The sequence below is a fragment of the Butyrivibrio hungatei genome (assembly GCF_001858005.1).
GTDB classification, from domain to species: Bacteria; Bacillota; Clostridia; order Lachnospirales; family Lachnospiraceae; genus Butyrivibrio; species Butyrivibrio hungatei.
In genome coordinates this window covers 220,782-235,325 of the sequence record NZ_CP017831.1, presented here as the reverse complement: position 1 = coordinate 235,325, position 14,544 = coordinate 220,782, and the positions used below count along the sequence as shown (strand labels likewise).

Here is a 14,544-nt window from a genome sequence, read left to right as displayed (position 1 = left end):
AGCATTATGTATTATGACGCTTATATCATGGTAACATATCTGCATCGCCGAAGTACTCAGCCCACTTCTCTGCACGCTCATCCATGATAGCCTGTCCACCAGCTGAGAGGTAATCTGACATGTAGCTATCCCATGTTGAATCGAAATCTGCTTCTGCAGCAACTACAGCATTGTCATAGATCTGATCTCTCTTTGATGAAAGAGTATCACCAACACCAGCTTCTGCTGTGATCTCTCCAACGTTTACATTAACTGGCTCAATGCCATCTGTGCGAGAGATAACATCTGCCTGGCTTACAAGCTCAGGATCTGCCTCTGCATAACCATATGCAAGTGAAAGAGCTGCAAGCTTCTCGTCACCAAAGTTTGTTCCGTTACATGTGATTGTGTAGTCAATGTTCTTACCAGAGTTCTGGATTGCATCGCCTGTTGCAGCAATGATCTGGATAGCACCAGAATCAAGAACTTCGTGTGTTACGCCTTCATCACCAGCCTGAAGGTACTTGATTGTCTCAGGTTTTGAAATGAAATCAACATAAAGAAGTGAAGCAAGAGGCTCTGTGTTTGTTGTTGGGAAGAAGATCTTTCTGTCACCAGCTGAGCTGTAAAGCCACTTAGCATACTTTCCTTCTGAGTTCTGGAAGCAATCTACAGGAACGAACTTAGCATCTTCACCAACATTTCTCTTAAGGTTTGCATTGATGCTGTCTTCACCGTTTCTGAATACATAATCCCAGTTGTGCTGGAATGCACCAACATAACCAGCCTTGATCATGTCATCCTCAGTTGTGTCTCCGCTTCCATAAAGAGCGAAATCTTTCCAAATAAGGTCTTCGTTGTACCACTTGTTAAGAAGCTTAACTGCTTCCTTTGTAGAAGCCTGTGTAACCATTCTGTCATCGAATCCATTGATGTAGTATTCCTTATCTGTAATCTTAGGATCCATGAAAGATGTGATGATGTTAGCTGTTCTCCAACCTACATCATAGCTTGTTGAGAAAGGAACCATCTTGGAAGCATCTTTTCCAAGAAGAGTATCAGCATTGTCTCTGAATGCGATAAGCATATCTTCGAATTCCTGAGTTGTTGTAGGAGCCTTCATGTTAAGCTTATCAAGCCAGTCCTGACGAACGAATGTTACGATTCTCTGCTGCTCAGCACGTCTACCTTCAATTGCCCAGATAGAACCTGTCTTAGGATCCTTATCCCAGTAAATGTTCTGCTCGCCAAGCCAGTTCCAAAGGTTTGGAAGATCTGCCTTGTATGCGTCTACATAATCAGCAAGGTCGATTACACCGCCCATCTGAGCGTATGTAAGAACTGTAGGATAGCTGTAAGTTACGCAGATATCTGGAGCTTCTCCGGCTGCAAGAAGGTTATTGATATCATCAACCTCTGTCCATCTTGGAACCTTCTTGAAAGTAACTTCTACGTTGTGCTCTTCAAGCATTCCCTTTTTGATGTACTCTGTGTACATGTTGTTTTCTGGATCTGATCCACCATCATTTCCTCTGTCATAGATCTCTACTGTGATCTTTCTTGTCTCAGCAAACTTGCCGTCAACAAGCTCAGAAGCTGTTTCTGGTTCAGCCTGCGCTTCTGTCTCAGTAGCGTTATCCTGCTGAGCTGCAGTATCTGTACCAGTCTGGGTGTCAGAACCCCCGTTTGATGATCCGCAGGCTACGATTGAAAGCGCCATAACGGATGCAAGAAACATAGATAATACCTTTTTCTTCATAACTATACCTCCATTTTTATATGATAAATATCATTTACTACCAATTTAATACCTCGCCAAGTGATCATTCTTTTACAGCCCCCAAAGTTACTCCGTGAATGAAGTACTTCTGAAGGAATGGGTAGATGCACAGGATAGGCACTGTTGAGAACATTACTACCGCAGCCTTAAGTGATTCTGAAAGGCCAGGTGCCGAGAAGCCTTCCTGTGTTGCAACCTCAACCTGGTTGATGTTGTTGATGATGTTGTACAAAAGAAGCTGCAATGTATAATACTTGGCTTCTCTCATATACATGAGGGCATCTGAATAACCGTTCCATCTTCCTACTGCATAGAAAAGAGCCAGTGTAGCCATAACAGGCTTGGAAAGAGGAAGATAAATACTGATCAATATTCTAAAGAATGATGCTCCATCAATCTCAGCTGATTCTCTCAAACTATCAGGTATTCCATAAAAGAAGCTTCGCATGATGATCATGTTATAAACGCTCATTACACCTGGAATAATGAGAACCAATGGGTTACTCAAAAGGTTAAGCTTCTGCATCAGCAGGTAATTAGGAATTGTTCCTGCGTTAAAGAACATTGTGATAGTAATGAATACGTTTATTGCTTTTCTTCCCTTAAGTCCTTCAAAGATAAGAGGATAAGCGCAAAGTGTTGTCATTGTAAGTGAAGCAACTGTACAAATGATAGTAAGGAAGACTGTCCAGAAGAAAGCTCTTATGTACTTGGCATCCTTAAGTACTGTTGCATATGCCTTAAAGTTCAGTCCCTTTGGAATAAGATATACTTCACTTCTTACGATATAATCCACACCGCTAAGTGACTTAGCAAGGAGGTTTAACATTGGGATAATGCAGATCGCACTTACAAGTAAGCAAAAGATCACAAATACAATATCCCAGATTTTATCTGCTCTTGATTTAACTTTCATTTCTATGCTCCTCCCTTACCATATTCCTCTCTCACCAAGTTTGCGTGAGATGAAGTTAGCCATTAACAGGAAGAACACACCAACAACTGACTGGAAAAGACCTACAGCTGTTGTAAGTGAGAACTGAAGTCCCTTGATACCTACTCTATAAACGAATGTTGGAATAACGTCAGCAACTCTCATTACGAGGTTGTTCTGGAATGCGAATGGTCTGTCGAAACCACCACCAAGAATATTACCAAGGCTCATGATGAGAAGAACTACGATGGTTGGCTTGATTCCTGGAAGAGTGATATGCCACATCTTGCGGAATCTTCCTGCTCCATCAACAGCTGCTGCCTCATATAGTTCTGGATTGATACCTGCGATAGATGCCAGATAAACAATGGATCCCCAACCAAAGTTCTGCCAAATACCAAAGCCGATATAACTTCCGATCCAGTGACCTTCTTCATTAAGGAATGGAATAGCTTTTCCGCCAAGGTCCTGAATTACCATGTTTACAAGGCCATCATTTGGTGCAAGGAGCTGAAGTGCCAAGCTGTAGATGATGACCCAAGAAAGGAAGTGAGGCATATAAGCAATTGTCTGAACTACCTTCTTGTATCTTGCAAAACAAAGCTCATTTAATATCAGCGCAAAAATGATAGGTGCTGGAAAACCTAAGAACAGATCCAGCAAATTAAGTGTAAGTGTATTTCTAAGGGCATATTTAAAATCATTAGTCTTAAATGCCTTAATAAAATACTCAAATCCGTGATTGGCTGCTACTGGCAATTTCCAGATACTCTCAACCAAGCTGTACTTCTTAAATGCAATCTGAACATAGACCATTGGTGCATATTTGAACACTAATAAATATGTCAGTGGTAACAGAAGCATGACGTATAACTGCCAATACCTCTTCATGTAGACGCTAAACTTGAAATTAGACGTCTTCCCCTTCTCTTTCATACTTTTCCTCCTTATGCTTCTCTATTTATGTCTTATCCCCACAAGATCAATCGCCCAAGTAGCTTTCTTTGGGGCCCAAGTATGAACTCGGAATCGTTACCCCATCTCTTACAAAAAGAACTCTTTCCAATACTATGCCTGGACTCATACCGTAGAACTGCAGTGTATTCTTGCCAGCTTTTAAGTGAACCTTCTCGCTGACCTTCTTAACATTGTCCTTGGCTTCCTGCGCCCACTGCGGACTTAGGAAATATGGTATGTCAGTTCTATGTACCGAATTAACTATGCATATCTCTTCTTCATTTACTGAGTAGCCAAGATACTGCTCAGTCTTAAAGGTTGTTGGTGTAGTTGGTGCAAGGTCGAATGTGAGCTCGTAGTCTCCTTCATCCTCTATCCAGAACCTGTACTCAACGCTTGGTCTTTTCTTTTCTGTCAAAAAATCTGCTGTAGAAGGGAAGACTTTTATAGCGCTTCCACTTCTTCCATATGGAGACAGGATCTCAAAGGAGCCTTTTGTCGTATCCTTCTTGGAACTAAAATGCTCAGCTTCGATACAAACAAATCCGTCGCTCTCCATATAATGACCAGGAACAACCTGTGGTGGCATAACCTCTACTGTAGTATGGGCTGTGCCAAATCCTACGCACTCAATATCAAAATGTCCTGTCACTTTTTCTTTTAATAAAGACTTATCTACTGAAAGAGTTATTCTCTCTCTTGCCTTTACCTCGCCTTCAACCTTGGAAAATTTCATCCAATCATTGTCAGCGGTAATCTCAAATCTATATGGATGCTCGCTTCCATTTATAAGATCAAACTCGATACTATCTACGTCTGCTCTTAGCATGTCTTTCCAGGTCTGTGGCCTGTCGCACCACTCTGTACCTGTCATGTAGTGCTCGTCATCCTTACGGGAAACCATCATTCTTGGAGAATTTGCTCCATATATAAGGTATCTCATTGGGAATCTGTCATCTTCTTCATTCCAGTTGATAAAGCCGATGTGCTCTGATCTTCCAAAGCCCTTATAGTAGCCATCATCTACTGTTTCATATTCAGTAATGAGAGCGTCGTCTTCTTTGACACAAGCATCTACTAATAACGCGATCTGATTAGCTTCGATCCTGTTCTGCCTAGCAAAAAGCTCATTTCTTCCAGCAAGTATCCACATCTTCATGAGGTTTGCTGTTCCACAAGCTGGATAATACAAAAGTGAAATGAAGGCTGACATATCTTCATCGCTTATCCTTTTCTTGATGGCAGCTGCCTCTTTGAGGATTCCCTCTGATATATCAAGTACATCCTGTGCCTCACCGTAGTGAAGTGGATGATATACATTGCCGTGCATTATCTCGTGGCGTCTTTTTTCCAAAAGACCTGTGTAATCCCAGATTATCTTCTGAGCCTTGTTACGCAGAGACTGTGGCATCATAGCTCCAAATGAACGCTCAACCCACTCAGAAACGTATTTCTGAGTTATAGAAGCATCTTTTCCGCCCCATTTTTCTATGTCGTATGCAAGATCAAGGAAGTAGGAAAGTCCAAATTCCTGAGTTCCTATATCACCTACATTTACAACCCATATCTCTTTTACCCCGAAATCGTAGGCCTGAGTCATCTGCTCCCATACTCTTGGGAGATATGTTGCTCCGATCCACTTATAGGAGAATGGTCCGCCATGCATATCCATGTGATAATACATACCGAAGCCGCCTTTGTGGTCTCTCATCTCCTTGGAAGGAAGTGTTCTGGTATAACCCACGTTGTTGTCGCTGAGCATCAGGGTTACACCTTCAAGCTCTGGATCTCCCAGAAGGCCTTTGGTCTTGTCATCTCCGTAAAAGAACTCTTCTACTTCTGAAAAAAGTACAAACTGTCTTGGTACTTTCTGAACATCTTCATCTATTATTTCTTTTATGAGCTGGTTCTGAGTTTTTAAAACATCTCGTAAAAGATCTATATTATCGGCAAGGGTTGCATCCTGCCCAAGGATCTTGGAATCTCTTTCGCCTCTCATTCCAAGAGTTATTACATTTTCAAAATCTCTGTTTCTTACAAGACCGTCTCTCCAGAATCTTGTAATACCTTCTCTATTTGAAATAAAGCTCCAATCGTCTCCGTATATTGAATCCTTACCTCTAAGGAGTGAGTACTCTTCGCCCGTTCTCATGCAAGGCTCATGGTGAGATGTACTCATTACTACACCAAGCTCATTGGCAAGTCTTGCGCTTTCAAGTCCCGGGCCATCCATACTGAAGTTGGATCTCCACATTGCTGGCCACAGGTAATTTCCTTTTAATCTAAGGAGAAGTTCGAATATTCTTTCATAACACTTGGCATTAACGTCGCCGAAGTGCTCTGTTGCCCAGTTGCCAAATGCCGGCCACTCATCATTTATAAAAAAGCCTCTATATTTTACTGATGGCTCTTTGGTCACTACATTGACTTCATCTGTCAGGAATACATTCTTTCTCTTGCGAGGATATGCATGATTCCAGTTGACGAATGGCGAAACCCCAAGAAGTTCAGATAAATGGAAGAGTCCGTAAATAGTACCTCTTTTGTCGCTCCCTGCAATGATAAGAGCATGTTCTACGCCATCCATAGGATGATCAACTACTTGAAAGCTGTATACTTCCCACTTTCCTCTTACCTCTTTGAGATCTATAACGCCTCTTTTTTCAAGCTCTTCAAGATAATCGCTTTTGTCAACTGTTCCGTAGATCACAAGATTCTTGCACTTTTCGCCTCTTATATACTCCTTGGCTGTGAATCCTGTTACAAGATTTACGTCTTTTCTGACTAACGCAGCAATTTGGTTAACGCCAGAATATGACTTAGCTTCATATGTAAACATTATCCTGTTGTCAAACCCTATCTTTGCCACATCGTCCCCCAACACAATTTCTAATTATAAAAAATGTCAGAACTTTTTTTATAATATAATTGTATTGTCTAGGATTTATATATAAATACACAAAAAGATAGAATTTTTTTGCATTTTCCGATATAATATTGCACAAGGGTTTCGAGTTATTCCATTAAGTCATTGTGAGTTTTGTCTAGAAGAAAGAAAATGGGGTATTAGAATGAGAAAATGTTTGGATTGTCCGTATAGCATAATTGATCAGGAGATCATCTGTGAGCACAAAACAGCCAGAGTTATGCCTTCTGACGTAAAGACTGTTCACACCCATGACGGTTACGAGATTGTCTTCTTTTTGAGAGGAAACGTTAACATCATGATCGAGCCAGACCTGATACAGATGAAACGCGGCGATATGTTCTTTATCAGCCCTTTGGTTTTTCATGGCCTTGATCTGGAAGATTTTAATATCAGCGGCTATGAGCGAATCGTTATAAACATCCAATATGAATTTCTTAAAAATCTTGGTGATGCTGAAACAGACTTCTCGTCCCTTTTTAGAAGCGAAGCCTCACCAAACATGAATGTCCTTCACATTCCTGAAGAGGCACTTCCACGTTTTATTGAATTAGCAGAAAGACTTGAGGCTAGTTTAGTAAGCCAGGAATTTGGACACTCTATTTTGTCAAAAGCTCTTTTGGCAGAGTTCCTGCTTTTGACCTGTGAGTACTCATCAAAAGCTGCATCTCAGGCTCAGAGCAGCATTACGCCACAGGTTGTGACCAGGATCTTTGATTATATTGACTCCCACATTGAAGAAGACATCACTATCAATAAGATGTCTGCAGATCTTCACTACAGCAGCGACCATCTTAGCCGCGTATTTAGTGAAGCCATGGGAGATTCTTTGAAGCACTACATAAATGCAAAAAAAATAGTTCTGGCACAAAAATTATTGCTCCAGAACTATTCTCCATATGACGTTTGTTTTATGGTTGGCTACAACAACTATTCCAGTTTTTCAAGACGCTTCTCCAAGCAGATAGGTGTTGCACCCAAGCAGTTTCAGCTATCTCACAGAGATGAAAATTAAGCGAAGCGCTTAGTAAATCTCTCTGTGAAGTTCGTCTTCTATTCCGCTCTTTCTATAGAAATAAGAGTTCACCTGATCGCACCACTCTCTTGCATTTGCAAGCTGCATCTCAAATCTGTGATGCACGTTGTTGTACATATCTGAAGGAATCTTGCCTTCAAGCTTCTCCCAGTTTGCCGCAATCTCTTTTGCCTCAGCATATCCCTCAAAATGTGTATCATAAATGTGCTGGATCACAGTCTTTCCTGACTGAAGCTTCCATGTATACGGAAGGTGATGGAAGAATAAAACAAGGTTGTCAGGGCACTTCTTTGGATCATTGTAAACTTCTGCATTTTCCTTGTAATACTGCTGAGCGTAGCCTGTTCCCTTATCAGTTCTGTCTACACCGATCCCAAGGTGATCTGCCCTGTGATAAGTTCCCCATCTAGAATACTCATATCCATCAACACTTGGTCCATAGTGGCCGTTAGGAGTTACCATCCATCCGATACCAAGTGGGCTTGTGTACTTCTCATATATCTCTCTTGATCTAAGGAGCATGTCAGTTAACATGTCTTCATCCACAATTTCAAGAGAAAATGTCATCTTTATCCACTCTCTTGCAATCTCTTCTGAGGATAACTCTGTGTTATAGCTAAGTCTTCCAAAACCGTAGAGATTAGCTGCTGCCAGATAATTACCTGTCCAGTTAAAGTCATTACCTGTGTTGATGACTGCTGCCATACCAGCAAGGCTGTTACCAAAAGCTCTTCCGCTCACAACATCTGCGATAGTATCATTGTCCTTCTGGCAATATGTCTTGAAATCAAGCACCTCTTTGAACATAGGAACGAGGTAGCACAGATCGATCTGATGACCTGTGTATTCCTGGGCGATCTGAACTTCCAGCATCTGATTAGTCTTGGTAAGTCCGCCAAGAAGTGGAGAAATAGGCTCTCTGATCTGGAAATCCATAGGGCCGTTCTTGATCTGAAGGATTACGTTGTCGTGGTACTGACCATCAAGATTTTTGAAGTAGTCATATCCAGCCCTTGCTCTGTCAGTCTTGTAATCTCTCCAGTCCTGAGTGCAGTTATATACAAAGCATCTCCAGATGATGATACCGCCGTATGGCTTTATGACATCTCCCAGCATATTTGCGCCGTCAGCCTGAGTCCTGCCGTAGGTAAATGGTCCTGGTCTTCCCTCAGAATCTGCCTTTACAAGGAATCCTCCAAGTAAAGGAAGCTTGTCATATACTTCTTTTACCTTATCTTTCCACCAGTTTATTACTGACTCATCAAGAGGATCGCAAAGTTCAAGTCCTCCCAGCTCTATAGGTGACGCAAAGTTAAGGGACAGATATAACCTGATGCCATAATCTGCAAACACTTCTGAAAGCTCTTTTACCTTGGCAAAATATCTGTCAGTAATAAGATAGCTTGCTGCGTCCTTAACGTTTACGTTGTTGATGACGATCCCGTTGATACCGATGCTGGCCATGAATCTGGCGTAGTCTACTGTTCTCTCATCAACTACGATCTCATTATCTACAAAGAAAAAAGAATTGCCTGAATAACCTCTCTCTATGCTGCCATCCATGTTGTCCCAGTGATTCATCATTCTAAGAGGATTGGATGGTGCCGCCTTTTCTGATATTTCTTCCTTGGCTACACCGCAGGAAAGTTTGCGGATAGCTGCAAAGATTCCGTAGAGAGCGCCGTTTTCATCGCTAGCTGTGATCCTGATCTCAGAAGCTGATGAAACTAACTCATAGCCTTCTTTGGCTACAGCACTGTCTTTTACTATCTTAACAGCAAAAGGATCAGCGGCCCCATTTCCTTCTGATACTTCTGCTCCAAATATTCTGCCAAGTGCAAGCTTAAGTTCTTTTACCCCGCTATCTATAACCCTGTGAGCTCTGTCAAAACCAAGAACTTCAATAGCAATTTTCTCTACTGAATCCTTGCATTTTTTGTAGTCCAGCCAGAGCTGACTCCACTTTGCTGATTCCATTTTTAATACCTCTCTTTAGTAAATTTATGATAAAATAATGCACATATTAAACGCAGTATCCTATTAGGAGTGTGATCTGTATGATACATAACATTAACGAACAGGCCCGCGAAGACATTTTCTATGATACGTTAAAGGGAGTTCTGCTATATCACAACACCCTTTCAGAATATCCACTGCACTGGCACAATGAGGTAGAGCTCATTCTCTGCGTGTCAGGTTCTCTTAAAGTGAAATTCCACAACGATACCAAGTCTATGATAAACGTTGCCCCTGGAGATATCGTAATGATCGCTCCTGGAACTCTTCACGAGTATCTTTCTGATGCACCTGGAGGTGAGAAGCTCATCCTCTTATTTGATATTGGTGGCTACTCTCAGGTCTCATCCCTTGTTCCGCTCCTCAAGACTCTTCCTTCTTACACCCATATCAAGCAGAAGGATTATCCTCTTGAATCAGCAAGGTTACACAACTATTTCTGGGAAATCGACAGACTCTACGGCGCAAGCGACGAGTTTCTGCAGATTTCTGTCTATTCGCTTGTAACACTTATTCTGGCTCAGATCGGTAGCATGCACCTTAGCGATGCCCCTGTTCCTATCGAAGCACAGGATTACCAGCACAAGAACATCGACAAGCTGGTACTTGTTACTAACTATATTGATTCACATCGCTCAGATGACCTTACTGTTGAAAAGCTTGCTGACCTTGCAGGTTTTTCAAAGTTCCACTTTGAGCGTCTTTTCAAATCCTACATGGGAATATCATGCTATCAGTATATCACTAAACGTAGGATCCTTATGGCAAAAGAACTCCTTGGCGACACAGATCTTTCTGTCATGGATATTGCTCTTAGATCTGGTTTCTTTAGCCTGTCTACCTTCAACAGAGTATTCAAGGATGTAAACGGTTGCTCTCCAACAGAATTCAGAAAGCTGTATCGCACTGGCGCTGACAACAAATAAGCTTCTTGATCATTCGATGGCAAGGTCAAAAGGAGACATTGGTATTCCTGTGCTATTGGTGATAAGTCCGCCATGATAGGTGTTCTCTGAAAGCCAGCATAGTCTCTTTGCCTTGCCCTCATCAAATGGACTATCTACAACTACAGTACCATCCTGAAGTCTTGCCTTAGCCTTTTTTCTTTTTCCATTAATATCGATCACATAAAAATCCTGTAACTCAAGTCCCTTGCCTGCATCCTGCACCGTAAGACCATTTGCATGAGTCAAGTTAACTGTGATCTCACCATTATCCATGAGAACACTTGTGGCTATAGGACCAGTGTACTCTCCATTATAGCCATATTTTAGATGCGCTGCCCAAAGAGCTAATCTCTCACCTACCGGCTCTTTGACAACTGGATGAAGATCATTGTCTTCACCAAGTCCCATAGTAACTACAAGACCAGTCATTGGCATATCAAGGATCTTGTTCTGAGTAAGTCTAAATTGTCCCCAGTCATCAGTCCTTGGGAGCTGATCTATTACAAAGTTTGGAAGCTGAACTGCAATGAATGGGAGATTTTCTTCCTTCCATGCCTTCCTATAGCCCCCTACCATGCGCTCTGTAAAGTCTGCATAGTCATAGCCATCCTCAACATTGCTCTCGCCCTGATACCAGATGACTCCGTCAATCGGGAAATTGTGGCAAGGTGCTGTCATAGCGTTGTAAAGGCCTGTCGGCTTCCAGTTGATGAAGTCTGTTGCAGGTATCTCTTTTGCTGTAGCACCCACCTTGCACTTCCAGATTCCATCCAGATAAACTGCGGCATCTTTATTAAATATCTTAAGTTCCTTATTCTCTGTAAATCTTCCCATGCCAGTCTCAACTGTAAGTCTGATGGCAATGGTATTTTTCTTTTCTCTGGTAAGTCCCTTTGGAATGTCATATTTACGTGGTGGATACTGATAGCCAGTCTCTCCTACCTTCTGTCCGTTCACATAGATGATATCGCTATCAACCATGGTTCCCATGAAAAGACGTGCCTGCTTACCTGCAAGCTCCTTGGGAAGATCAAATTCTCTTCTAAACCAGACCGCACCGATAAATCCGTCAAGTTCAGTTCCCTTGAAGAATCCTGGAACCTTGTGGTCTGTCCAGCCAGAAATATCAAGCTTATCCTCATGCCACTTTTCTGAGATCCCTTTATCTGCCTTGTAGAGATCACCTCTCCACTTATCACCGTTTTCTATATTCTTTTTGATCTGTCCTTCAACAAAAGAGCTGTCGGCATAGTGACCAGCTATCTCAAGGAGATCATCATAGCCCTCAAGCATCTCTTTGCTCATCCAGGAGTAGATCCTTGATCCGCCAAGGCTTGCATTGATGAGGCCTATTGGCTGACCTGTAAGCTCCTGAAGGTGCTTACCAAAAAAGTAACCTGTAGCTGAAAGGTTCATGATAGTATCTCTGCCTACTGAAACCCAGCTACCGGTATTGAGCTCTTCATAAGGGCCTGTATAGCAGGTCTCTTCTACGATCTTAAAGGTTCTGATCCTGTCGTTTTCATCACTTGCCACAACCTCAGGATACTGATCCTTTGTCCTGGCAAGAGGAAGTTCCATGTTGGATTGACCTGTGCAGAGCCACACAAGACCAACCAGGATATTCTCAACAATGACCTTTTCGCCCTTGTCATCTACTACTACCAGCTTGTATGGTCCACCACTTTCCCTTGCCGGAAGGTAAGCGTCAAATCTTCCACTTGCATCACACATTGCTGTAGTAATATCGTTTTCAAGCTTGATGGTGACCTGCATTCCTGCTTCGTCCCATCCCCAGATATGTATACTTTTCCTGCGCTGAAGAACTGCGCCATCAGAAATCAATCGACATAATTTAAGCGATGACATAATCCTACCATTCCTTTCTATAGGTAAGATTATAACCATCGCTTAATCTCTTTTCACGCATGTAATTGCTAAGAACTAATCACTTTTTGCTAGCAGTTCTAGAAGTGCTGACATCGCTGTATCCCTTTGGAACCTTTATAGCCACATCTACTTTTTTACCGCTGACAACGTTAACCTTTTCAAATCCGATAAGCTCTCTTACGCCTGTTCTATCATTGGTACCATATACCATGACAACTTCAAGGCCACTTCTCTTACCTTCGTTCTTAACTGTAAGTCTTAGCTCTCTTTCACCCTTCATGTACTTTTCTTTGGTAAAAGAGAATTTGCTGTAAGATAATCCATAACCAAATGGGAACTGAACCGGAATACCTGCATGATCTGTATGCTTGTAACCAATTCTATATCCCTCTTTGTAATGAACCATATCAGTGTTTCCAAAATCTCCAACGGAAATAGCTGATGAATCCTCAGGCTTCAGATAGAAAGTCTCAGGAAGCCTTCCTGAAGGATTGATCTTGCCAAAGATAACATCGGCAATTGCTCTTCCACCCTCGCAGCCATTGTAATAGCTCCAGATAACTGAAGAAGCTTTGTCGATCCACTTGCTCATCTGTACTGAACTTCCGCCAATAAGGACTATAACTGCATCACTTCTAACTTCCAGGATCTTCTCAATGAGTTCATCCTGTCCATAAGGAAGCTCCATATCTATTCTGTCTTTGCCTTCTGAGTCATAGTTATGGTTGAGACCGCCCACAAAGATAACGCTGTCATACTTGTTATTCTTAAGAGCATCCATAACTTCTTTGCTCATCGCTTTGTTGAGCTTATTCTTGACCTTAGCCTCTTTTTTCCTCTCCTCAAGGCTTGCCTGCTGCCAGTTGATCTCCTGACTCTCCGGTGCGATCTCTGCGTCGTATCCCATGAGGAAGTCAACCTTGGTATTGCCGCCAAGTCTCTCCTTGAGTCCAAGAAGTGGAGCCACCTCGTAAAATGCCTTGATCTCTGCACTTCCGCCGCCAAGTGAATGCTGTCTTACAGCGTTATCACCAACAACTAGCACTCTCTTTAGCTTAGCAGGATCAAGAGGAAGTGCCTCTTTTTCATTTTTCAAAAGAACTATTGACTCCGCAGCTACTCTGTAAGCAGTTCTCTGGTGAGCAACAGTGTTGTAAGCTCCCTGCTTTCTCTTTCCATCAAGCATATGAAGTTTGTTCATGACTTTGAGGATTCTAAGTACCTTCTCATCAATTACCTTCTCATCTACTTCTCCGGCTTTGATAAGTTTTTTCAAAGGATTTGCAAAGCAGTACTCGTCAAAGTCATCAGTCACGGACATTTCGATATCACAGCCGCCAAGTGCTGCTTCTTTGGAATTATGAACTCCGCCCCAATCGGATATTACTAAACCGTCATACTTCCATTCATCTCTTAATACCTTCTTTAAGAGGAACTCGCTCTCACAGCAGAAATCACCATAGAGCTTGTTGTAAGCACCCATTACTGAATGTGCGCCTGACTCTAATAAAACTCTCTCAAACACCTTGAGATAATTCTCTCTAAGTACATCTTCATCAATATCAGCATCAACTGAAAGTCTTGATGTTTCCTGATGGTTGATGGCAAAATGCTTGACGCAGGCTGCAACGTCATGTCTCTGAACACCCTTTACAAAAGGAATTGCAAGCTCTGCTGTAAGGAATCCATCCTCACTGAAATACTCAAAGTTTCTTCCGCAGAGAGGACTTCTCTTTAAGTTGATACCTGGTGCAAGGATCACATCCTTGCCTCTGCCTCTTGCCTCTTCACCAAGAGCACTACCTTCATCAGTTGCAAGGGCTCTGTTAAATGTGCTGGCTAGAGCGCTGTTACATGGAAAATAAGTAACATTATCTTCGCCGTGTCCTACAGATATCCACTTGTCATTGGCAAATTCTCCTCTGACTCCCATTGGTCCGTCAGAAGAAATGAGCTCAGGAATACCAAGCCTCTCAACTCCAGCAGTGCGGAAGAATCCTGCTCCGTGGATCATAGAAAGCTTCTCATCAAGAGTGAGCTTTTTAAGTATTTCTTTTAATTTTGATTCTCTCATAAATA

The 14,544-nt window shown here is 42.1% G+C and carries 9 protein-coding genes; 2 read left to right on the top strand and 7 right to left on the bottom strand.

Features of this window, described 5'->3' with window-relative positions; all coding sequences use genetic code 11:
• Positions 1–25: 25 nt before the first annotated feature.
• From bhn_RS01445 to bhn_RS01430, 4 genes are all read right to left on the bottom strand, one after another.
• Positions 26–1,738, bottom strand: coding sequence for a type 2 periplasmic-binding domain-containing protein (locus bhn_RS01445; RefSeq protein WP_071175033.1), 1,713 nt, complete (start codon positions 1,736–1,738; stop codon positions 26–28).
• A gap of 64 nt (positions 1,739–1,802) precedes the next feature.
• The gene (locus bhn_RS01440) at positions 1,803–2,675 is read right to left on the bottom strand and encodes a carbohydrate ABC transporter permease (RefSeq protein WP_071175032.1); all 873 of its coding nucleotides are present in this window, start codon (positions 2,673–2,675) and stop codon (positions 1,803–1,805) included.
• Positions 2,676–2,690: 15 nt separating this feature from the next.
• The gene (locus tag bhn_RS01435; protein WP_071175031.1) at positions 2,691–3,629 is read right to left on the bottom strand and encodes an ABC transporter permease; all 939 of its coding nucleotides are present in this window, start codon (positions 3,627–3,629) and stop codon (positions 2,691–2,693) included.
• A 46-nt stretch (positions 3,630–3,675) separates the two neighbouring features.
• Entirely contained in the window at positions 3,676–6,519 is a 2,844-nt protein-coding gene (locus bhn_RS01430; RefSeq protein WP_083385611.1) for a glycosyl hydrolase 115 family protein, read from the bottom strand.
• 202 nt (positions 6,520–6,721) lie between these two features.
• Between bhn_RS01430 and bhn_RS01425 the strand changes: the two genes are divergently transcribed.
• Positions 6,722–7,591, top strand: a complete 870-nt coding sequence (locus tag bhn_RS01425) for a helix-turn-helix domain-containing protein (protein WP_071175030.1) — start codon at positions 6,722–6,724, stop codon at positions 7,589–7,591.
• A 9-nt stretch (positions 7,592–7,600) separates the two neighbouring features.
• Here the strand turns inward: bhn_RS01425 and bhn_RS01420 are convergent, their stop codons facing one another.
• Complete coding sequence (locus tag bhn_RS01420; protein WP_071175029.1) at positions 7,601–9,589, bottom strand: alpha-glucuronidase; 1,989 nt, start codon at positions 9,587–9,589, stop codon at positions 7,601–7,603.
• 80 nt (positions 9,590–9,669) lie between these two features.
• Between bhn_RS01420 and bhn_RS01415 the strand changes: the two genes are divergently transcribed.
• Positions 9,670–10,554: an AraC family transcriptional regulator gene (locus bhn_RS01415; protein ID WP_071175028.1), complete on the top strand. Its 885-nt coding sequence runs from the start codon at positions 9,670–9,672 to the stop codon at positions 10,552–10,554.
• Between the two features lie 9 nt (positions 10,555–10,563).
• Here the strand turns inward: bhn_RS01415 and bhn_RS01410 are convergent, their stop codons facing one another.
• Positions 10,564–12,444 carry a sialate O-acetylesterase gene (locus tag bhn_RS01410; RefSeq protein WP_071177382.1) on the bottom strand — a complete coding sequence of 627 codons (1,881 nt, stop codon included), beginning with the start codon at positions 12,442–12,444 and terminating at the stop codon, positions 10,564–10,566.
• A 79-nt stretch (positions 12,445–12,523) separates the two neighbouring features.
• Entirely contained in the window at positions 12,524–14,539 is a 2,016-nt protein-coding gene (locus tag bhn_RS01405; RefSeq protein ID WP_071175027.1) for a glycoside hydrolase family 3 protein, read from the bottom strand.
• Between the last annotated feature and the right edge of the window lie 5 nt (positions 14,540–14,544).